This window comes from Actinomyces procaprae (assembly GCF_004798665.1).
GTDB lineage: Bacteria > Actinomycetota > Actinomycetes > Actinomycetales > Actinomycetaceae > Actinomyces > Actinomyces procaprae.
The window spans coordinates 3,395,061-3,415,047 of the sequence record NZ_CP039292.1 but is presented as its reverse complement, the minus strand read 5'-3'; the positions used below and the strand labels follow the sequence as shown (position 1 = coordinate 3,415,047).

General features: G+C 68.0%; 17 protein-coding genes, 3 pseudogenes and 1 other annotated feature. Of the genes and pseudogenes, 12 read left to right on the top strand and 8 right to left on the bottom strand.

Features of this window, described 5'->3' with window-relative positions; genetic code table 11:
- Nucleotides 1-298: 298 nt before the first annotated feature.
- The 6 genes and pseudogenes from E4J16_RS14140 to E4J16_RS14110 all read left to right on the top strand — a co-directional run.
- Nucleotides 299-1,634: pseudogene (locus tag E4J16_RS14140) on the top strand (ISL3 family transposase).
- Between the two features lie 1,050 nt (nt 1,635-2,684).
- Nucleotides 2,685-3,071, top strand: coding sequence for a hypothetical protein (locus E4J16_RS14135; protein ID WP_136314383.1), 387 nt, complete (start codon nt 2,685-2,687; stop codon nt 3,069-3,071).
- On the top strand, nt 3,055-3,318 hold the full coding sequence (locus E4J16_RS14130; RefSeq protein WP_136314382.1) for a transposase: 264 nt from the start codon (nt 3,055-3,057) through the stop codon (nt 3,316-3,318). Before E4J16_RS14135 ends, E4J16_RS14130 begins: the two co-directional genes overlap by 17 nt.
- Nucleotides 3,315-4,550 (top strand): annotated as a pseudogene (locus tag E4J16_RS16305) (IS3 family transposase); the annotation flags it as partial. The gene E4J16_RS14130 and the pseudogene E4J16_RS16305, both read left to right, overlap by 4 nt.
- Nucleotides 3,593-3,724, top strand: a sequence feature (AL1L pseudoknot). Its footprint overlaps the pseudogene before it by 132 nt.
- A 161-nt stretch (nt 4,551-4,711) precedes the next feature.
- Complete coding sequence (locus tag E4J16_RS16300; RefSeq protein ID WP_420809315.1) at nt 4,712-4,861, top strand: hypothetical protein; 150 nt, start codon at nt 4,712-4,714, stop codon at nt 4,859-4,861.
- 1,417 nt (nt 4,862-6,278) lie between these two features.
- Nucleotides 6,279-6,431, top strand: a pseudogene (locus E4J16_RS14110) (transposase); the annotation flags it as partial.
- Here E4J16_RS14110 and E4J16_RS16015 read toward each other — a convergent pair.
- The 7 genes from E4J16_RS16015 to E4J16_RS14085 form a co-directional block, all read right to left on the bottom strand.
- Nucleotides 6,417-6,551, bottom strand: a complete 135-nt coding sequence (locus E4J16_RS16015; protein WP_275669556.1) for a hypothetical protein — start codon at nt 6,549-6,551, stop codon at nt 6,417-6,419. The pseudogene E4J16_RS14110 and the gene E4J16_RS16015 overlap by 15 nt on opposite strands.
- Nucleotides 6,551-7,291, bottom strand: coding sequence for an ISAs1 family transposase (locus tag E4J16_RS15855; protein ID WP_240038175.1), 741 nt, complete (start codon nt 7,289-7,291; stop codon nt 6,551-6,553). The genes E4J16_RS16015 and E4J16_RS15855 overlap by 1 nt, the downstream gene beginning before the upstream one ends.
- Nucleotides 7,182-7,553, bottom strand: a complete 372-nt coding sequence (locus E4J16_RS15850; RefSeq protein ID WP_275669611.1) for a transposase family protein — start codon at nt 7,551-7,553, stop codon at nt 7,182-7,184. Before E4J16_RS15850 ends, E4J16_RS15855 begins: the two co-directional genes overlap by 110 nt.
- Nucleotides 7,554-7,694: 141 nt before the next feature.
- Nucleotides 7,695-8,195: a helix-turn-helix domain-containing protein gene (locus E4J16_RS14100; RefSeq protein ID WP_136314379.1), complete on the bottom strand. Its 501-nt coding sequence runs from the start codon at nt 8,193-8,195 to the stop codon at nt 7,695-7,697.
- Between the two features lie 60 nt (nt 8,196-8,255).
- The gene (locus tag E4J16_RS14095) at nt 8,256-9,572 is read right to left on the bottom strand and encodes an MFS transporter (RefSeq protein ID WP_136314378.1); all 1,317 of its coding nucleotides are present in this window, start codon (nt 9,570-9,572) and stop codon (nt 8,256-8,258) included.
- Nucleotides 9,573-9,989: 417 nt separating this feature from the next.
- The gene (locus E4J16_RS14090; protein ID WP_136191922.1) at nt 9,990-10,214 is read right to left on the bottom strand and encodes a helix-turn-helix domain-containing protein; all 225 of its coding nucleotides are present in this window, start codon (nt 10,212-10,214) and stop codon (nt 9,990-9,992) included.
- A complete protein-coding gene (locus E4J16_RS14085) occupies nt 10,211-10,954 on the bottom strand; it encodes a hypothetical protein (RefSeq protein WP_136314377.1) in 744 nt (247 codons plus the stop codon). Before E4J16_RS14085 ends, E4J16_RS14090 begins: the two co-directional genes overlap by 4 nt.
- A gap of 433 nt (nt 10,955-11,387) precedes the next feature.
- Between E4J16_RS14085 and dnaK the strand changes: the two genes are divergently transcribed.
- The 6 genes from dnaK to E4J16_RS14055 all read left to right on the top strand — a co-directional run bounded on the left by dnaK (nt 11,388) and on the right by E4J16_RS14055 (nt 16,787).
- Nucleotides 11,388-13,247, top strand: coding sequence for a molecular chaperone DnaK (dnaK, locus tag E4J16_RS14080; RefSeq protein ID WP_136314376.1), 1,860 nt, complete (start codon nt 11,388-11,390; stop codon nt 13,245-13,247).
- 101 nt (nt 13,248-13,348) lie between these two features.
- The gene (gene grpE / locus E4J16_RS14075; protein WP_136314732.1) at nt 13,349-13,909 is read left to right on the top strand and encodes a nucleotide exchange factor GrpE; all 561 of its coding nucleotides are present in this window, start codon (nt 13,349-13,351) and stop codon (nt 13,907-13,909) included.
- 69 nt (nt 13,910-13,978) lie between these two features.
- Nucleotides 13,979-15,013: a DnaJ C-terminal domain-containing protein gene (locus E4J16_RS14070; RefSeq protein ID WP_136314375.1), complete on the top strand. Its 1,035-nt coding sequence runs from the start codon at nt 13,979-13,981 to the stop codon at nt 15,011-15,013.
- Nucleotides 15,014-15,015: 2 nt separating this feature from the next.
- Nucleotides 15,016-15,513, top strand: a complete 498-nt coding sequence (locus E4J16_RS14065; protein WP_136314731.1) for a heat shock protein transcriptional repressor HspR — start codon at nt 15,016-15,018, stop codon at nt 15,511-15,513.
- 126 nt (nt 15,514-15,639) lie between these two features.
- Nucleotides 15,640-16,125, top strand: coding sequence for a hypothetical protein (locus E4J16_RS14060; RefSeq protein WP_136191918.1), 486 nt, complete (start codon nt 15,640-15,642; stop codon nt 16,123-16,125).
- Nucleotides 16,126-16,151: 26 nt separating this feature from the next.
- On the top strand, nt 16,152-16,787 hold the full coding sequence (locus E4J16_RS14055) for a hypothetical protein (protein WP_136314374.1): 636 nt from the start codon (nt 16,152-16,154) through the stop codon (nt 16,785-16,787).
- Nucleotides 16,788-17,694: 907 nt separating this feature from the next.
- Here E4J16_RS14055 and E4J16_RS14050 read toward each other — a convergent pair.
- Nucleotides 17,695-19,962 (bottom strand): prolyl oligopeptidase family serine peptidase, encoded by a 2,268-nt coding sequence (locus tag E4J16_RS14050; protein WP_136314373.1) that lies wholly within the window; start codon nt 19,960-19,962, stop codon nt 17,695-17,697.
- Between the last annotated feature and the right edge of the window lie 25 nt (nt 19,963-19,987).

Here is a 19,987-nt window from a genome sequence, read left to right as displayed (position 1 = left end):
GGCGATGTCGCAACGGTGGCGTCGCGCCGAAGGCTGTGAACGCCGCGGCCGCCGCTGCGCCGTCAAGCTACCAGTGCCGTATGTGGGGGAGCTGTGCGCGTCCGCCCGCCCCGGGAGATGTACAACGGGACCCTGACCCTGGTGGCCAGGTCTAGACCACTGCCGAGCGGTTCCCAGCTGTTGAGTTAGGTGGCTCTTCGCGTTTGAGGGTGTGGTGGTGGGGGGTCGCGGGTGCGCGTGTCGGGGTGGTGGGTGTGGGTCGAGGTCCCCGATGATTGGTGGTTGCTAGACACTACCGATCACGGAGACCTCGACATGGCCGAGTACTGCCTTCACTGTCCCTGATCTTGCTAGTTTCCTGGGGCTGGACGGCCTGGGACTGACCGTTACGGGGCAGCGGATCACACCCGATCAGGCGCTGGTGGAGTGCCGCCTGCAAGCCCGCGAGGAGGACGCGTTCTGCCAGGTCTGCGGAGCCCAGGGCGTGGCGGTGGGGACCGTGGCCAGGCGCCTGGCGCACGTGCCGTTCGGCTGGCGTCCCACGCACCTGCTGGTCCGGATGCGGCGGTGGCGTTGCCAGGGCTGTGAACGCGTGTGGCGTCAAGACGCGTCTCGTGCCGCGGCCAAGCGGGCTGTGCTGACCCGGGCGGCCGTGGACTGGGCGATGCGGGCCGTCGGGGTGGAGTTCATGTCCGTCTCCCGCGTGGCGGCGGGGTTGGGGGTGTCATGGCACACTGAGGGCGACGCCATCCTGGAGCGCGCCAAGAACACGCTCCTGAAGGCCCCCGGCCGTCTGGAGGGCGTGGAGGTCATAGGCGTGGACGAGCACGCGTGGCGGCACACCCGCAAGGGAGACAAGTACGCCCGCCGTCATCATTGACCTGACCCCGGTACGCGACCGTACCGGCCCCTCCCGGCTGCACGGGCATGATCGAAGGCCGCACCCGAGCAGGTCTTCAAGCAATGGCTCCAGGAACGCGATGAGGCCTGGCGCAGCCGGATCGAGGTGGTGGCAATGGACGGCTTCACAGGTTTCAAGACCGCCGCTGCCGAGGCCCTACCCGATGCGGCGGAGGTGATGGACCCCTACCCGCGTGGTTGCCCTGGCGGGGGGACAAGCTGGATGAGTGCCGCCGCCGCACCCAGCGCGAGACCACCGGGGGACGGGGCCGTAAGGATGACCCCTTGTACAAGGCCAGGCTCCTGCTGCGGACCGGGGCGGGGCTGGTGACCGACAGGGGCTGGGAGCGTCTCGAACAACTGTTCGCCGACGACCGGCACGCGCCGGTAGAGATCATGTGGGGCGTGCATCAGAAGATCATGGCCCCCTACCGCGCCAAGACCCCCGCCGAAGGCAAGCAGCTGATGAGCAAGGTCATCGACTCGCTCACCACCGGTGTGCCTGAGGCCCTGGAAGAGCTGAAGTCGCTGGGCAAGACCCTGGCCCAGCGGCGCAAGGACATCCTGGCCTGCTACCGGCCACCCCGGCACCTCCAACGGGCCCACCGAAGCAGTCAACGCCCCGCCTGGAGCACCTACGCGGCATCGCCCTCGGATTCAGAAACCCAGCCAACTACACCGTACGCAGCCTCATCCACGCCGGAGGCTTCAGACAACAGCTACTACACCCCTAAACGCGAAGAGCCTATTTGCCGCAACTCCCCCGCCGCTGGCCGCCCACATTCGCTGTAAGACCTTCAACGCGTCGTAGGAGTACTTACGCGCCCTGGTCCTGGGCTCGGACCTGCCAGCTCCTGGAGGGCGCTTGGCAACCGCCCTCAGGCGCCGCCTGGCGCCCTCCCGGCACCCGACCGGTCACCGCACACACCTCACCCCGGCATCCTCCCCTTGTCCCCCTTGGCATACGCCCCCGCGTACTTCCTAGTGATCTCAGCCCTGGCCTGCATTGACAACCCACTCCCCATGTCCGCCACGATCCGCGACTCTCGCGGGCAGTACCTGGATGAGGCACCGAACCTCTTTCGCGGGCATCTGAGATGAGTCTCGTCGTACCGTTGACATCATGGCGACCGAAGTGTACGCTTAATCACAGACGCAACCTGAATGCGTCACAGTGATTCAACGAGGAGTCGTGTCATGTCCCTGAAGTCTAGATTGTTCAGTGCCGTAGCCGCCGCTGCACTTACGGCGGCTGTGTGTGCAGCTCCTACGAGCCCGGCCGCTGCGAATGTCGGAGTAGAAGTTGCTCAAACGTCGGCGGTCGCGCCCGCAGCCTTCAAGCTTGGAGGCGATTGGAGGCCGCAGTGCGGCAAGGGGAGTACTCAAGTAATATGGACAAGTCCGTTGACGTTTTGGGTCTGGACACTTTCTGACAGCAAGACGCAGAGTTACATGGGGACCTTGTGGTCCAATGACGGGTTTCAGGGGTGGCGGACGAACGGTAGGTTTTTTGAAACATGCCCGCTAGCACGGCGCACAACACATCGTTGATGTCAAACCTGGGAGCACAACACTGGGCTGTTTGCGCAGCCCTTTGAGCTACGGAGCGTACATTCACTACCCAGGATCCGCGCTAGCGGTATTCCGGCTTCCTTTTCCGGCTCTTCCGGTTTGTGGGTGTGGGTGGTGGGGGGGTCGCGGGTGCGCGTGTCGGGGTGGTGGGTGTGGGTCGAGGTCCCCGATGATTGGGGTTGCTGAACACCACCGATCACGGAGACCTCGACATGGCTGAGACTACCTTCACTGTCCCTGATCTTGCTAGTTTCCTGGGCCTGGACAGCCTGGGACTGACCGCCACCGGCATGCGCATAGATGGCGGCAGTGCACTGGTGGAGTGCCGGCTGCAGGCCTTGGAGGAGGACGCGTTCTGCCGGGTCTGCGGGGCCCAGGGCGCACCGGTGGGGGCCGTGAGCAGGCACCTGCTAGTACGGTTGCGGCGCTGGCGCTGCCAGGGGTGTGGGCGCGTGTGGCGTCAAGACTGCTCTAGAGCCGCGACCAAGCGGGCTGTACTGACCCGGGCGGCAGTGGACTGGGCAATCCGGGCCATCGGCGTGGAATTCATGTCCATCTCGCGCGTAGCAGCGGCGCTGGGGGGTGTCATGGCACACTGAGGGCGACGCCATCCTGGAGCGGGCCAAGGACCGCTTGATCAATGATCCTGGACGTCTGAAAGGCGTGGAGGTCATCGGGGTGGACGAGCATATCTGGCGGCACACCCGCAAGGGCGACAGGTATGTCACCGTCATCATTGACCTGACACCCGTGCGCGACCGGACGGATCCGTCTCGGCTGCACGGGCATGTGAACTGCACCGGGTTTGATGGAGGCAGTGAACACACGGAAGGATCACTGTCATGAGTGCACAAAGGAAGTACCCCGAGGAGCTGCGGGAGCGGGCTACCAGGATGGCTGTGGAGGCCCGTAGGGACCCGGAGAGGTCTAAGGGAGCGATCCGCAGGATCGCCGATGAACTGGGTGTCCACCCCGAGGCGCTGCGCACCTGGGTCAAGAAGGCCGAGATCGACGCAGGCGCCCGCCCGGGAACCACCACATCCGATGCCGAGCGGATCCGGCAGCTGGAGAAGGAAGTACGCGAGCTGAGGCGGGCTAATGAGATCCTGCGCAAGGCGAGCGCGTATTTCGCCCAGGCGGAGCTCGACCGCCGGTAGAGGTCATCGATTCATTCATTGATGACAACAAGGCGGACCTTGGGGTCGAGCCGATCTGCCAGGCGCTTACTAGCGCCGGTGTCAAGATCGCCCCTTCCGCCTACCGGGCCCGCAAGTCCCGTCCTCCATCGGCAAGGAGTAGACGCGACCAGGCTCTGAAGGCCGAGATCGGGCGGGTGCATGAGAACAACTACTGCGTACTTGGGGCCCGCAAGATGCACGCCATGCTCAACCGACCCGAGGCCTCCGCCCGGCACGGCCTGGGGCATGTGGCCCGCTGCACCGTGGAGCGTCTGATGCGGGACATGGGCCTGCACGGCATCCGCCGCGCCAAATCGCCCAGGACGACCCGGTCGGCACCGAAGGAGCAGTGCCCCGCGGACCTGGTCAAAAGACACTTCAGCGCGTTCAGGCCGAACGAGTTGTGGGTGGCGGACATAACCTACGTGCGCACCCTGTCCGGCTGGGTGTACGTCGCTTTCGTCACCGACGTCTACTCCCGCCGGATCATCGGCTGGCAGACCTCCACCAGCCTGTACACCGACCTTGCCCTGGACGCCCTACGCATGGGTATCTGGCAGCGCCAGCGCGAGGGCGCGGACCTGAAGGGGCTGATTCACCACTCCGACCGGGTAGTGCAGTACCGGGCGATCCGTTACGGGCAGGCCCCCTCGGACTGTGATGCGGTGGCCTCGGTGGGTTCCAAGGGCGATTCCTACGATAACGCGCTGGCCGAGGCCCTGAACTCGCTGTACAAGGCGGAGCTGATCCGCAACCACAAGTACTTGGATGAGCACGGGCCCTGGGAGGGCATCGATGACGTGGAGTTCGCTACCGCTGAGTGGGCGCAACTGGTCGGGCACCGTCCGGCCTCACTCCGCCATAGGCATGCACGCCCCGATCGAGCACGAGCAGGCCTACACCCCACCAGACGACACCGACACCACCGCCATCGGCGACACCGACACCATCGCCGAGGCCGAGACCGAGACCATGGACGTCGGCGAGCAGACCACCAACCAACCCCAGCCGGCAACCACCGGCGCCAGATAAAACAGCCTCTACGAAACCCGGGGCTTGACATGGCGTCGCCCTCAGTGTGCCAGGACACCCCCAACCCCGCCGCCACGCGGGAGACGGACATGAACTCCACGCCGATGGCCCGCATCGCCCAGTCCACGGCCGCCCGGGTCAGCACAGCCCGCTTGGCCGCGGCACGAGACGCGTCTTGACGCCACACGCGTTCACAGCCCTGGCACCGCCACCGCCGCATCCGGACCAGCAGGTGCGTGGGACGCCAGCCGAACGGCACGTGCGCCAGGCGCCTGGCCACGGTCCCCACCGCCACGCCCTGGGCTCCGCAGACCTGGCAGAACGCGTCCTCCTCGCGGGCTTGCAGGCGGCACTCCACCAGCGCCTGATCGGGTGTGATCCGCTGCCCCGTAACGGTCAGTCCCAGGCCGTCCAGCCCCAGGAAACTAGCAAGATCAGGGACAGTGAAGGCAGTACTCGGCCATGTCGAGGTCTCCGTGATCGGTGGTGTTAAGCGACTCCCAATCATCGGGGACCTCGACCCACACCCACCACCCCGACACGCGCACCCGCGACCCCCACCACCACACCCTCAAACGCGAAGAGCCAGTGATGGATCAGGCCGGTAAGGTCGGCTCCTTCGCGCCGGGTGCTGCCAGATACCCATCTTCAGGGCGTCCAATGCCAGGTCGGTGTACAAGCTCGTGGACGTCTGCCAGCCGACGATCCGCCGGGAGTACACGTCAGCGGGCGAAGGCGACGTACACCCAGCCGGACAGGGTGCGTACATACGTTATGTCCGCCACCCACAACTCGTTCGGCCTGAACGCGCTGATGCCTGTTGACGAGGTCTGCGGGGCACTGCTCCCTGGGCGCGCTGCGCGTGGTACGCGGTGACTTGGCGCGGCCGGTGGCCGTGCAGGCCCATGGCCCGCATCAACCTCTCCACGGTGCAGCAGGCGTCGCATGCCCCAGACCATGCCGCTCACAGGCCTCAGGCCGGTTCAGCATCGCATGCATCTTCCTGGCGCCCAGAACGCAGTAGTTCTTCTCATGCACTCTGCTGATTTCGGCCTTCAGAACCTCATCGCGCACCCCCCTGGCACTGGGGGGACGGGACTTGCGGGCCCGGCAGGACGGGTAGGGGCGATCTTGACACCGGTGCTAGTAAGCGCCTGGCAGATCGGCACAGGCCCCAAGGTCCGCCTTGTTGCCCGTCGATGAAGGAGACCGGTGACCTCTACCGGCGCCTCACACTCCGCCCGGGGCGCAAACATGCGCGCACCGTCTTGCGCAGGATCACCGTTAGCCCTGCGCAGCTCGCGTACTTCCTTCTCCAGCTCCCGGATCCGCTGGGCATCCTGACTGGTGGTTCCCGGCCGGGCGCCCGCATCGATCTCGGCCTTCTTCACCCAGGTACGCAGAGCCTCGGGGCGGGGCACCCAGCTCATCGGGCGATCCTTCTGATCGCCCCCTTAGACCGCTCGGGGTCCCGGCGGGCCACCACAGCCAACCTGGTGGCCCGCTCCCGCAGCTCCTCGGGATACTTCCTCTGAGCACTCCCAGCAGTGATCCTTCCGTGTATTCACTGCCTCCATCAAACCCGGTGCAGTTCACTCCAACGGCCCCACCGAGAACACCAACGGGCGCCTGGAACACCTACGCGGCATCGCCCTCGGCTTCCGAAACCTGACCACCTACACCATCCGCAGCCTCATCCACGTCGGCCAGGGGCTCGGCAAAGTCGTTTGGTGGTTAGGGTGTTGTTAGGAGTTTGATGGCTTTGGTGGGTTTGCGTGTCATGGCGCGGTTGGCTGAGGCGATGCTGGTGGTGGGGTTGTCGTAGGTGGTGCGGATGAGGCTGATGGCCAGGTTCCTCAGGGTGGCCATCACCTGGGGTCCGGAGCCGGCACGCAGCTGGTGGCGGTCCCCTGGTCATAGGTGACGTCCCGTATCCAGTGGACGCGGTTCTCTATGCCCCAGTGCCCGCGGGTCCAGGCGGCCACCTGCTCGGGCGGGGCGTCCTGCATCGGAACAGAGCAGATGAGGTAGACGACCTCGGTGGAGCGCTTGGTGGTGCCGGTACGGGTGCGGGTGGTGCGGGTCCGGCGCACCTGTAGCACTTGGGCGGCGCCGGGAAACTCGACCCACTTGGGTGCTTGTACGGCTTTGATGGTGCGGCGCACCCGCCGCCCGTGGGAGGTGTCCACGCCAGACACTGCGGGGATGTCGGCCCAGGGCAGGGCCTTCAGCCTCGCTCGCAGACTGGGCTGGTTGTTCTTGACGGTCAGCAGGTAGTCGGCGCCGTGGGAGGTGATCCACTGTGCTGTGGCGGTCTGGGTGTGCAGGGCGTCAGCAGTGACCACGGCGCCGGTAAGGTCATGGGGCGCCAGCAGGTCTCTTAGGGCGGGTATCTCACTGGTCTTGCCGGCCACGCGCTGCTGAGCCACCACCGCCCCGGTGCCCTGGTCAAGGGCCGCCAGCAGGTGCGGCGCGCCGCCGCCACCATCACCGCCGCCATCATCGGCGTTTCCGCTGCTGTTGTTGTTCTTGGGTTTGGCGCCGCGCATGGTCTTGCCATCCACCGCGATCACCCGCCTGCCGCCTATGGTGCCGGTGCGGGTGAGCACCCACGACGCCACCCTGGCGTCGGTAGTCGTCGGCGTCCAGGCCCGCCAGGGCGCGGCGGATCGTGGACTCCGACGGCAGCGGCCGGTCCTTGTCCATGCCGAGTTCGGCCAGCTCTCGGGGTTCGAGGTCGCGGGCGTGCTCCCAGATCGCCAGCAGGGTCCGGCACCCGGCCAGAACCCCCACCGCCGCCAAAGCCAGCACCACATCCAGGCGGTGGCGAACCCCGCGCCGGCGGCGGGGGTCCGGGACAGTGGCGAACACCCCGGTCAGGGGCTGGCGCGACAAGGGCGTGGTGGGGAATGATGGCACAGCGGCACGACCGCTCAGCAGTGGCGGTTTTGTTTGCACCACCTATCGTCACCGGAGAGTCGCGCCGCACCCCCGCCAACACGCCGAAAACCCCTAACAACCCACCACCCAGCCAACAACTCTGCCGACCCCCTGGACCAGCTCCGGATCGGTGGAGAACCGGAAGGACTGCTCCCGCCACGGCTTGATCCCGTAGGCCCTCCAGGCCCTGGCCACCGTCGCCGCCGACACGCCTAGCCGGGCGGTCAGCAGCCGGGTGGACCAGTGCGTGACCCCCAACGACTTCGGCGGCGGGGTCAGCGTGGCGGTCACGATCGCGGCGTGGTCCACCTTGCGGGGCCGGCCCGGGCGCGCGGCATCCTCCAGGCCGTCCACGCCCAGGCGCTGGTAGCGATCCCGCCACTCGACCACCGTCGTGCGCGAGGCACCCGCCCTCCGGGCGATCTCGGTGTTGGACAACCCGTCCGCCGCAAGAAGCGCAATCCGCGCCCGCCGCACCAGTCCCGCCCGCGCACTGCGCGAACGCACCAGCCCCTCCAGGTCACCACGATCACCCTCGCGCAGCGCCAGACCAGGAGCAGGACGATTAACCATGCCCCTTCATCCCACCCAAACAACCGTCCAAGAACTAACGACACACGACACTAGTTGCTACTATTTCACCTTCTTGATGAAGATGGCCAGTACACCGCCGATGATGGCGCAGATGCCGGCGAAGTAGCACAGCGCCGAGTAGTTCATCTTCTCCGGTGAGCCGATGCCCAGGAAGAACGGAGCCATGTACGGGGCGAGCGACTGCGGCAGCGCGTTGGCGATGTTGAACACACCCAGGTCCTTGCCGGCGTTGTCCGGGTTGGGCAGGACATCCACCACCAGGGCCAGGTCCACGGAGATGTAGATGCCGTAGGCGAGGCCCATGACGGCCTCCACCATGTAGAAACCGGACACCGTGGTGGTGTGTGCGAGCATGAGCACGCCGATACCGAATAGTGCGGAGGCAGCGAATACGAAGGCCTTGCGACGGTGGAGCCGGTCGGACAACTGCCCGCCGACGAAGCTCGCCGCCATGAGAGCAATCGTGTAGATGAGCACTGAAGTAGCCTGGGCGCTGAGTCCTTCGTCCCTCGTGAGGCCGACCCGGTTGACCAGGTACATGAGGCGGTAGGTGGTGAAGGAGAAGGAGCACAGGGTGATGAGGAAGCGTCCGGCCCAGGCGAGACCGTAGTCGGGGTACTTCAATGGGTTCACCCAGAAGGTCTTGAGCAGGCCGACCAGGTCGAGTCGCGGCGGCTTAATAGTCAGCTGCTTGTCCGGCAGGACGAAGGCGAACCAGGTCATGACCAGGATGGCCGGAATGGCCGGGGCGATATACAGGAGTGCAAGATTGTCCTTCAGCCCGTTCGACAGGTAAGTGGCGATCAGGATGGCCAGGTTCTGGGCGATGGAGATCATGGAGCTGATACGGGCGCGCTGGAACTCCGGCACCTGATCGGATAGTACGGCGACGAAGGGCGCCAGGGCGGCGTTGGCGCCGATCTGAGCGATGAGCCAGCCGACGGCGACCGCCGGTACCGTGTTGGTCAGGCCCATGATCACCAGGCCGACGGTCATGCCGAGGATGCCGATTACCAGCCAGGGGCGGCGCCGTCCCCAGCGCCACATGGTGCGGTCGGAGACCTGCCCGAAGATGACGTTGGCGAAGACCGCGCCCAGGGCCCCCAGACCGGCGATCTGGGAGACGGCGTTGGCCTGTGCCGCTGTGTCGTCCGGGAACATGAGCATGGCCTTGTTCTGGATCGACACGATCGCAGGCCCCATGAGGGCGACGAAGAAGAAGAGCTGGGCGGCCAGGTAGGAGACGATGAACAGCGGCCCCACTTGCTTTGTGGGTGGCGCGAAGAAGGCGTCGATTTCCTCCTGGGTGGCGCGTCCCCTGATCGAGAAGGTTTCTGAGGTTGGTGGCTGGGCCATAGGGATCTCCTCATCGAGATGGAAGGGAAAGTGACCTGCACTACATATGTCAGCCTAACCCCGTTGCCTGCCCGACGTCACGCAGTCGTTTGACCGTCTTTTGTACTGCTCGGTGTGGGTCGTGTCCCTGGCGGCGGGAGCCCTGTTTCCCCCGTTGGACCGCCGTCCTCCCGTTGGACCCCTGTGCCCCCGTTGGACCGCCCTAGCCACTGGCTACAGCGGTCCAACGGGGCGTGAGCGGTCCAACGGGGCGTGAGCGGTCCATCGGGGCGTGAGCGGTCCAACCAGGGCGGCGTGGGAACGCCGTGGCGCCTGACCGCGCACAACGATCCTCACCGAGCACACAGGCCTGCCCGCCCGGAGGTACCCATATCGTCGGCACCGACCCGCCACCACAAACGACTTTCGCGACACGGCCTAGGCGTCGGTCACCTCCAGTAGTTCGCCAACTGTGCAGTCGAGCGCGTCGCACAGCGCCGTGAGGGTGGTGAAGCGGATGGCCTTGGCCCGCCCGTTCTTCAGTACGGACAGGTTCGCCACCGTCACGCCCACTCGGTCGGACAGCGCTGCGAGCGTAAGGCCGCGCTGCTCCAGGAGGCGGTCCAGGTGGCAGACCACGCGGGCCTGACCGCTCGCGCTCATACGAGGCCCTCCGTTTCCTCGCGCAGATCGGCATTCTCGACGGCGAGTGCGGTGGTGCGCCGGGATAGGCGATGGAGCGCATCGGTGAAGTAGGTCAGGGTCCAGACTCCGACCAGCATGGTGAAGGGCAGTCCTTCCCAGAATCCGCCTACATGCAGCTGGCTGATGGCGTCGTCGGATGGGGAGAGGAGTCCCGGGATCACCTCCCCGAACAGCGCGTAGATGCCGACGGCGGCGAAAACCGTCCAGCGCAGATGGCGGGCGTTGCGTCGTATCCGCTCCCAGGGGTCGCCGTCGCCCTGCCAGTATGGGCTGGTCGGGGCGATTGTCTTGGCGAAGAGGATCAGCATGGTGACCACGAGTGCGGCGTATGCGACGATGAGGGTGGCTTCGAGCGCCAAGGCCCAGCCGGGCGGGCGGTGGTAGCCGTAGAGGATGGTGCGCTCGACGCCGGTGTCCTCAAGGACGCCCGTGTATTCGCCGTCGAGATCGATCGGTCCGGGCGTGGCGATGACGGATGCGCGCAGGAAGCCGTGGCGCACGATGCCCAGAAGGGCTATGGATGGCTCGGCGAGGGTCATGAGTGCGACGAAGCCTAGAAGGCACACGGTTGAGATCCGTCCGGGAACGCCCCATGGGTTCTCCCGCTCTGCGGAGGCATTGGCGATGGCTGAGCGGAGGCGGTGGGTTGGGGACGGGCTGCTAGGGGACGGGCTGCTGGTCGTGGCGGCGTTGCTCATGGTGGTCCTCGGTTCCGGCTGCCGGTGCGGATGCGCGCGGCATATCGAATATCGATCGCTCGATAATCGATATGGTGCGCCGGTTCGGGTGGCGTGTCAAGAGGTGGATCGTGCTGACATGGGGGTCTTGGTGTCTGGGAGGGTGTTGGGTTGGCGGGTGGTGGCGTGGGAGTGGTGGTCGGCATGGCGTGCGGCAATATCTACCGACCTCGGTACGTAACTTCTACCAACCTCGGTACGTAAGATCTACCGATCTCGGCGAGGGGGAGGGGTGTAATCCGGGTCATGGGCGCCGCGGAATAGAACCGCCCCGCTCAAGGTTGAGTGCATCAGACTCAAGGTTGTGGCGCGTGGAGTTGACAAGACCGCGCTCAACCGCAATCCTGAGTGCATACCGCTCAACTTCAACACTACGAGACATCAAGGAGCACCCATGGCACGTGCCGTCGGCATCGACCTCGGAACCACCAACTCCGCCATCGCCGTCCTCGAGGGTGGCGAGCCCACCATCATCCCGAACGCGGAGGGTGGGCGCACCACGCCGTCCGTCGTCGCCTTCTCCAAGTCCGGTGAGGTGCTGGTCGGCGAGGTCGCCAAGCGCCAGGCCGTCACGAACGTCGAGCGCACCATCTCCTCCGTCAAGCGGCACATGGGCACCGACTGGACCGTCGACATCGACGGCAAGAAGTACACCGCCCAGGAGATCAGCGCCCGCATCCTGGCCAAGCTGAAGGCCGACGCCGAGGCCTACCTGGGTGAGAGCGTCACCAACGCCGTCATCACCGTCCCCGCCTACTTCAACGACGCCGAGCGCCAGGCCACCAAGGAGGCCGGCACCATCGCGGGCCTCACCGTGGACCGCATCGTCAACGAGCCCACCGCCGCGGCCCTCGCCTACGGCCTGGACAAGGGCAAGGAGGATGAGCTCATCCTGGTCTTCGACCTGGGTGGCGGCACCTTCGACGTCTCCCTGCTGGAGGTCGGCAAGGACGAGGACGGCTTCTCCACCATCCAGGTGCGCGCCACCAACGGCGACAACCGCCTGGGCGGCGACGACTGGGACGCCCGCATCGTCAAGTGGCTGGTCAAGCAGGTCAAGGATAAGTCCGGCGTGGACCTGTCCAAGGACAAGATCGCCATGCAGCGCCTCAAGGACGCCGCCGAGCAGGCCAAGAAGGAGCTCTCCAGCGCGCTGAGCACCGACATCAACCTGCAGTACCTGTCCATGAGCGAGGCCGGCCCCATCCACCTCGACGAGCGCCTCACCCGCGCCCAGTTCGAGGAGATGACCGCGGACCTGCTCGAGCGCACCAAGGTGCCCTTCCACAACGTCATCAAGGACGCCGGCGTCTCCCTGTCGGAGATCGACCACGTGGTCCTGGTCGGCGGGTCCACCCGTATGCCGGCCGTCACCGACGTCGTGCGTGAGCTGACCGGTGGCAAGGAGCCCAACAAGGGCGTCAACCCCGATGAGGTCGTCGCCGTCGGCGCCTCCCTGCAGGCCGGCGTCATCCAGGGTGACCGCAAGGACGTGCTGCTCATCGACGTCACCCCCCTCAGCCTCGGTATCGAGACCAAGGGCGGCGTGATGACCAAGCTGATCGAGCGCAACACGGCCATCCCGACCCAGCGCTCCGAGGTCTTCTCCACCGCCGAGGACAACCAGCCGTCGGTGCTCATCCAGGTCTACCAGGGCGAGCGCGAGTTCGCCCGCGACAACAAGCCCCTGGGCACCTTCGAGCTGACCGGTATCGCCCCGGCCCCCCGCGGCATCCCGCAGATCGAGGTCTCCTTCGACATCGACGCCAACGGCATCGTGCACGTGTCCGCCAAGGACCGCGGCACCGGCAAGGAGCAGTCGATGACCATCTCCGGCGGCTCCGCCCTGCCCAAGGAGGACATCGACCGCATGGTCAAGGAGGCCGAGGCCCACGCCGAGGAGGACAAGAAGCGCCGCGAGGAGGCCGAGACCCGCAACATGGCGGAGCAGCAGGTCTACTCCATCGAGAAGCTCCTGAAGGAGAACAAGGACAAGCTGCCGCAGGACGTCAGCGCCGAGGTGTCCGCCGCCGTCGACGAGCTCAAGAAGGCCCTCGAGGGCACTGACATCGAGCCGGTCAAGGCCGCGCAGGAGAAGCTGAACGAGGTCTCCCAGAAGATCGGCCAGGCCCTGTACGCCTCCGAGCAGGCCGCCCAGGCCGCCGACGCCGGAGCCTCCCAGGCGCAGTCCTCCTCCTCCGAGGACGACGACGTCGTGGACGACGAGATCGTTGACGACGAGGACGCCAAGTGAGCACCGACCCGGACAAGCGCCCGGAGGAGGGCACCGAGCACGACTCCGGGCAGGGGGGCGCGCAGGGCGCGTCCGGTCCTGACGCCGGACGGCCCGGCGGGATCGACCCGGCGCTGGCCGACGAGATCGAGTCCGCCTTCGACGGCGTCGACCTGGGCTCCGCGGCCCAGGGCGACGCCGCCGAGGCGGGCGCCGCTGAGGCGCCCTCGGAGCTGGAGCAGGCCCGGGCGCAGGCCGCCCAGGCGGCCGACGAGCTGGCCCGTGCCCGCGCGGACCTGTACAACCTCCAGCAGGAGTACCAGGGCTTCGTGCGCCGCTCCCGTGAGAGCGCCGCCGGGCACCGCGAGGCGGGGCAGGCGAGCGTCGTCGAGACCCTCATTCCGGTGCTTGACGAGATCGAGCTGGCCCGCCAGCACGGCGACCTGACCGGCACCTTCGCCACGACCGCCGGCAAGCTGGAGCAGATCCTCGCCGACAAGTTCGGCCTGGTGCGCTTCGGCGAGGCCGGGGACGTGTTCGACCCCAAGCTCCACGAGGCCCTGATGGCCACGGAGTCCACCGAGGTGACCGAGCCGAGCATCGCGCTGGTCCTCCAGCCCGGTTACAGGCTCGGCGAGCGGGTGGTGCGCGCGGCCCGGGTGCAGGTCGCCAACCCGGCCTGAGGCGGTACCCGTAACGGAGCAAGCACACGAATTGCAGGAGAAGCAGGAACAGAAAGGAGGCGGTGAGCCATGGCCAGTCAGGACTGGATGACCAAGGACTTCTACGCGGTCCTCGGCGTCGCCAAGGACGCCGACTCCGCCGCCATCAAGAAGGCCTACCGCGCTCTCGCCAAGAAGTACCACCCCGATCGCAACCCCGGTGACGCCGCCGCGGCGGAGAAGTTCAAGGAGATCGGGGAGGCCTACGCCGTGCTGTCAGACGCCAAGGAGCGCCAGCAGTACGACGCCATCCGCTCCATGGCGGGCGGCGGTGCGCGCTTCACCTCCGGTACCGGAGGCGCCGGCGCCGGCTTCGAGGACATCTTCTCCTCGATGTTCGGCGGCGGTGGCCCGAATGTGCGCTACTCGACCTCCGGCGGCGCCTCGCAGGAGGACCTGGAGGACCTGCTGCGCATGTTCGGGGGTGCTGCCGGTGGCGCCGCCGCGGGCGGCGGGCGGCGCGGCCGCGGTCCCTTCGGCTTCGGCGGGTTCTCCTCTCAGCCGCAGCCGGTCAAGGGGCCGGACGTGCTCACCAACGCCACCCTGTCCCTGCGCGACGCCGTGTCCGGCACTCTGGCCGAGCTCACCGCCGACGGGCGCACCATCACCGTGCGCATCCCCGCCGGCGTGCACGACGGGCAGAAGATCCGCCTGCGCGGCAAGGGGCGTCCCGGCACGGGCGGCGGGGAGAACGGGGACATGGTGGTGACCATCTCGGTGGCCAAGCACCCCGTGTACTCGATTGATCCGGTCAACCCCGCCAACCTGCGCATGGACCTGCCGGTCACCCTAAAGGAGGCGGCCCTCGGCGCCACCGTCGAGGTGCCTCTCCTTGACGGTGGCACCAGCCGCGTGCGCATCAAGCCCGGCACCTCCTCCGGCACCGTGCTGCGCCTGCGCGGCAAGGGCGTGGCCACCTCCAAGAAGACCGGCGACCTGCTGGTCACCGTGCAGGTGGCCGTGCCCAAGAAGCTCTCCAAGGAGGCCCGGGCCGCCCTGGAGGCCTTCGATGAGGCGATGGAGGCCGACCCGCGTGCGGGCCTCGCCCAGGAGGCGGCGCAGTGAGCATGCGGCGGACGGGTCGGGGCGTCGACTTCCTCGCCGAGGATGCCGACGAGCGGGCCGTCTATGTCATCTCCGTGGCTGCGGAGCTGGCCGGCATGCACCCCCAGACCCTCAGGCAGTACGACCGGCTGGGGCTGGTCACCCCCGCCCGCACCTCCGGGCGGGGGCGGCGCTACTCCCACCGGGACGTGCAGCAGCTGCGGCGCGTGCAGGCGCTGAGCCAGGAGGGAATCAACCTGGAGGGTATCCGCCGGATCCTCGACCTGGAGCGGCGCCTGGAGCGGCTGGAGGAGGAGAACCGCTCCCTGCGCGCCCGCCAGGCCGCCGTCGAGCGGGTCTTCGCCGCGGCCGCCGACGGCGAGGTGCAGGTCGTCCCGGTGACTCCGGGGCGGCGTGCCCGCAGCCGTGCGGACGTGCGGGCCGGCACCCCGAGCGGGAGGTCGTCCGGCGGCATTCCCGGCCGTCCCGGCACCGCTATCGTGCTGCGCCGCTCCTGGTAGGAGATCCGGGCGAGCGCGAAGCGAGACCGTTCTCGCAGGTGAGACGCCCCTCAGGTCGTGATTCTCTTGCCTGCGGGGCGGTAGGCTGACATTGCTTCAGTATCAGAAAGTGAAGGAACTAGGCGCATGACTCAGCCCCCCAACCCCGGACAGCCCTACATCCCGCCGTCGGCCGCATCCGCCCCGGGCAGCTACAACCCGCAGCAGTACCCCCAGCAGGCGCAGCAGCCGACGCAGTTCCAGCCCGCGCAGGCCGGGCAGCCGCAGGCGGGCCAGTTCCAGCAGAACCCCTACAGCGGCGGATACGCCCAGCCCTCCTCCGAGTCGTTCATGAGCAACCTGATGGACGGCGCACGCGACTTCGCCTCCAAGTACGGCAAGACGGTCTTCACCCTGGGTCTGATCCTGTACCTGGTGTCCTGGGTGTTCGGCGCATTCGACGCGACCTACTACCACTCCAGCTACGACGGCAGCGTCTACTTCAACTTCGGGGACTTCGTGCTGAACCTGCTGGTCGCCATCCCGCAGATCGGGATCAACATCCTGATCCTGCGTCTCTTCGTTGAGATCGCGGCGAAGATCGGCGGCCCGAAGAGCGACGCCGCCGCCTGACGGCGCGGCCCGGTAACGGAGCACCGGTGTCGGCGTACGAGACCGAGGACGGCGAGCCCCGCTACGGCAAGCGCCTGAGCCCACAGGAGCTCGCCGTCCACCTGCGTCGGCAGGGCATTGAGCCACCTGTCGTGTCTGACCCGGTGGCGGGGCGGCGAGCAGGCGCGGCCCGCGCAGACGCCGTCGGTGGGACGATGCCGCCGCGGCCCCGCCGACGGCGCACCCTCGGCATCGGACTGGTGCTGATGCTGCTGGTGGCGCCTATGCTGCTGATCGGCGGGGTTATGACGGTCTTGGACGGTTCCCCCACTCGCGGCACGCCGCTTGGTGAGGACGGCACGGTCTACCTGGATGCGGGTACGGCGGTGGGCCTGTACGGCACCTCGACCCGCGCCACCTCCGGCTGCGCGGTCACCGACCCCGACGGCGTGGCGATCATCCTCGACACCCCCGAGGCGGGAGCGCCTTATGCGACCTTCGCAGCGGGTGGTGCCGGCGTCTACACGGTTTCCTGCCCGTCCGGCACCAACGGTGTGGTGGTGGGCCCGACCATGAAGCTGGATCGCGTCCCTGCGGCCGCACTGCTCATACTCGGCGCCGGCGCGACCGGTGTCGCAGGCCTGGTGGTTGCCGTTGTCGGCGCCGCTCGCGCCCGCCACTGAGACGTTTGCGCCGCCCTCCTACTAGTGAGCGTCTTGCGGGCGTTCATGCAGCTGGGTCGTCGCTGGCGCGGAATCCGTCGTGCGGCGGTCCAAAATGTCCGAGATCGGCACAAACGGCTCCAGTGCTGTCGGCCAGCCGCGGGCAGAACATTGGAATCATGCGGTTTCTATACCTGCCCTCGGGGGCTGCCGACGGCCTTTGTGCCGAACTCGGACACCTCACCCCCGCGGGCCTGGGCATACACCGCCCACCCCACCCACATGCCGAACCCGATATACAGGCTCTTCCGGTTTGTGGGTGTGGTGGTTGGGGTCGGGGCTGCGGTGGGGGTGGTCGTTGTCGGGTTGGTGAGGTTGTTGTCGGTGGGTGGTGCTGGCTTGCGCTGATTCGTTGGGGCCGTTGAGATCATCTGGGTGCTGGACCGGGCTGGCGCCATTGACGACGCACGGCGGCAAGCTCGGTGCCCTACTCGACGGGCCCCGGGCGCAGGCGTGAGCGCTCGGGGTGCGGGCCTGGCGTGTTCGCCCGCGCGCCCCGGATGACGGTTCGGCACTTCGCCTGACGATTCGGCACTTGGCACCAACGATTCGGCACTTCTTACGACGCTACGTACCCCTACCGTACGAACCGTCGCACGACGGTACGAATCGCCGACCAGAACATACGAACCCTCACGCGAAGGTACGAACCGTCGCGTCAACACACAAACCCCCAGCCCAACACACCCTCAAACCGGAAGAGCCGGGAATCCGGCAACCTTGATGATGCCCCGGTAGGTGTGGTCGTCATTCTCGATCCTGCCCACATCCACCGGCTCGCAAACGGTGCCCCAGGATACGGCGGACACGGCGTTCGCCCAGGTCTCGTGGCTGTCAGTCTTGGAACTGGTGGGCCGCAGGGCGAGCTTCAGGAGCTGGTTGACCTGCTGTAGGTCAGCGCACGCCAGGCGAACTCGTGCTCCAGGGCGTACATGTAGGCCCGCTGGGCGCTGGTGGACGCGCGGCCGTGCCCGCCCTCGCTGTTCTCGAAATAGGTCACGTCCTGCCCCAGCGCCAGCATGCGGTAGGCCATGGTGCGCGCATGCGCCGGGTGCACCCGGTCATCCCGCGTCGAGGTCACCAGCAGCACCGGCGGGTAGGTGCGCCCCGCCTCAAGCAGGTGGAAGGGGGAGAACTCGCGGATGTACTCCCACTGCGCCGGGTCGTCCGGGTTCCCGTACTCCGCCTCCCAGGAGGCACCCGCCAGCAGGCGGTTGTAGCGGCGCATGTCCAGCAGCGGCACCTCGCACACCACCGCGCCCACCAGCTGCGGGTAGCGGGTGAGCATGACCCCCGCCAACAGCCCGCCGTTGGAGCCGCCGTGAACCGCCAACTGCTCCGGGGCGGTCACCCCGCGCTCGACCAGCGCCCGCGCCACGGCCGCGAAGTCCTCATAGACCCGGTGCCGGTTCCGCTTGAGCCCCGCCCGGTGCCAGGCCGGCCCGTACTCGCCACCGCCGCGGATGTTGGCCACCACGTAGGTGCCTCCCCGCTCCAGCCACGCCCGGCCGGTGATCGGCAGGTAGCTGATGCCGAGCGAGACCTCGAAGCCGCCGTAACCGTGCAGCAGGGTCGGGGAGGGCAGCGGCCGGCCGGCGTCATCCAGCCGCGGTCGACCGATCTGGAAGTACGGCACCCGGGTCCCGTCCTCCGAGACCGCCACGTGCTGGGTGACGACGACGCCGCTCGCATCGAAGCGTTCCGGCGCGGTCCGCAGCACCTCGACGCCGCCCAGCTCGCCGTCGGCGTTCAGCTCCCCGAGCGCGAGCGTGGTGGGGCGGGTGAAGGAGGAGCTGGTCAGCCACAGCCCGTCGCCCGCCAGCGGGTCGACGGCGCTTGCGGACACGTTCAGCAGTGCCCGCCCCGGCCGCAGCAGCGTCGGGTCCGCCGCGGAAGCCGACGCGGCGGGAAGGTCCCCGCCCGCGAGCGCACCCAGGTCCAGGTGGTGGCGCGACCACTTGCCGACGCCGTCCGGGCCGGCGGGGGTGAGCACCTCCAGGGCGGTGACGCAGTCCTCCAGCAGCTCCAGCACCAGGTGGTGGGCGGTGATGGTGAAACCACTCAATGAGGACGCCGGCGTCGGGGCGAACAGCACCGTCAGCTCCCGGGAGCCGCCCAGGAAGGCGTCGAGGGGGGCCGCCAGCAGTGAGCCGGCCCGATAGGTGCAGCCGGCGGCGGGCTCCCAGTCCTCGCGCAGCTCGATCAGGAGCAGGTCCCAGGCGGGAGTCACCGCGGCTGAGGCGGGCACGTCCACGTGCAGGGCGCCCGGCGCCACGACCGCCTGCGTGCCGGCCAGCTGCCGCCCGGCGTCGGCGGCGGGGTGGGTCGGGGCGCCGTCGGGCAGCAGCCACAGCTCCTCGGTGTAGAAGTCGGGGCGGGTCAGCAGCCAGGTGTGCCCCCAGAAGTCGCGGTAGGCCCAGGCGCCATCGTCGTCAGCGGCGGCGGTGAGCAGCACCTCGCCCGCATCCGGTGCCTGGCCGCGGTGCAGGCGCCGCACCTGCCGGGGGTAGCCCGCGGGGGAGAGGGAGCCGACGCCGAAGTCGGTTGCCAGCAGCGCCGCCTCGCCGGTCTCGTCGCCCCAGGTCAGAAAGCCCTTGGAGGCCTCCCGGTGGAAGCCTGCGGCGGCCGCGGGAGTGGTGGGGAGGAAGCGGTGCGCATCCAGGTCGAACTCGCGGGTGACGTCGGTGTCGGAACCGCCGTCGGACAGGGTGATCAGGGCGCGCCGACCCGCCAGCGGGCCGGTGCGCAGCACGGAGGCGCCGTGCCACACCCAGGCGGTGTCCTCCGCCGCGCCCAGCGCGTCGAGGTCCAGCAGCACCTCCCAGTCGGTGGGGCCGTCCGCACGGTAGGACTCCCAAGTGGTGCGCCGCCACAGGCCGCGCGGGTGGGCGGCGTCGGTCCAGAAGTTGTACAGCGCCCCGACCGCCTGACCGACCCGGGGGATCCGGTCCGGCGCGTCCAGGATCGTCTCAATGTCGGTGCGCAGCTCGGCGAACCCGGGGGCGTCGTCGAAGGCGGCGCGGGTGGCGGCATTGCGCTGCGCCACCCATGAAAGCGCCCGCTCCCCCTCAATGTCGTCGAGCCAGTCGGGGACGGGCTCGAGGGCGGGCGAAGGGGGAACGGGCGCGGTGGTCACCCGGCCGACTCTACGGCCAGTGGGT

What these genes read in the sequence shown, in the direction of transcription:
- E4J16_RS14135 (WP_136314383.1), top strand. Translation starts at nt 2,685, where the DNA reads ATGGCTGAGACTACCTTCACTGTCCCTGATCTTGCTAGTTTCCTGGGC.
- E4J16_RS16300 (WP_420809315.1), top strand. Translation starts at nt 4,712, where the DNA reads ATGGCGTCGCCCTCAGTGTGCCAGGACACCCCCAACCCCGCCGCCACG.
- E4J16_RS16015 (WP_275669556.1), bottom strand. Translation starts at nt 6,551, where the DNA reads ATGGCCACCCTGAGGAACCTGGCCATCAGCCTCATCCGCACCACCTAC.
- E4J16_RS14100 (WP_136314379.1), bottom strand. Translation starts at nt 8,195, where the DNA reads ATGGTTAATCGTCCTGCTCCTGGTCTGGCGCTGCGCGAGGGTGATCGT.
- E4J16_RS14095 (WP_136314378.1), bottom strand. Translation starts at nt 9,572, where the DNA reads ATGGCCCAGCCACCAACCTCAGAAACCTTCTCGATCAGGGGACGCGCC.
- E4J16_RS14090 (WP_136191922.1), bottom strand. Translation starts at nt 10,214, where the DNA reads ATGAGCGCGAGCGGTCAGGCCCGCGTGGTCTGCCACCTGGACCGCCTC.
- E4J16_RS14085 (WP_136314377.1), bottom strand. Translation starts at nt 10,954, where the DNA reads ATGAGCAACGCCGCCACGACCAGCAGCCCGTCCCCTAGCAGCCCGTCC.
- dnaK (WP_136314376.1), top strand. Translation starts at nt 11,388, where the DNA reads ATGGCACGTGCCGTCGGCATCGACCTCGGAACCACCAACTCCGCCATC.
- E4J16_RS14070 (WP_136314375.1), top strand. Translation starts at nt 13,979, where the DNA reads ATGGCCAGTCAGGACTGGATGACCAAGGACTTCTACGCGGTCCTCGGC.
- E4J16_RS14065 (WP_136314731.1), top strand. Translation starts at nt 15,016, where the DNA reads ATGCGGCGGACGGGTCGGGGCGTCGACTTCCTCGCCGAGGATGCCGAC.
- E4J16_RS14060 (WP_136191918.1), top strand. Translation starts at nt 15,640, where the DNA reads ATGACTCAGCCCCCCAACCCCGGACAGCCCTACATCCCGCCGTCGGCC.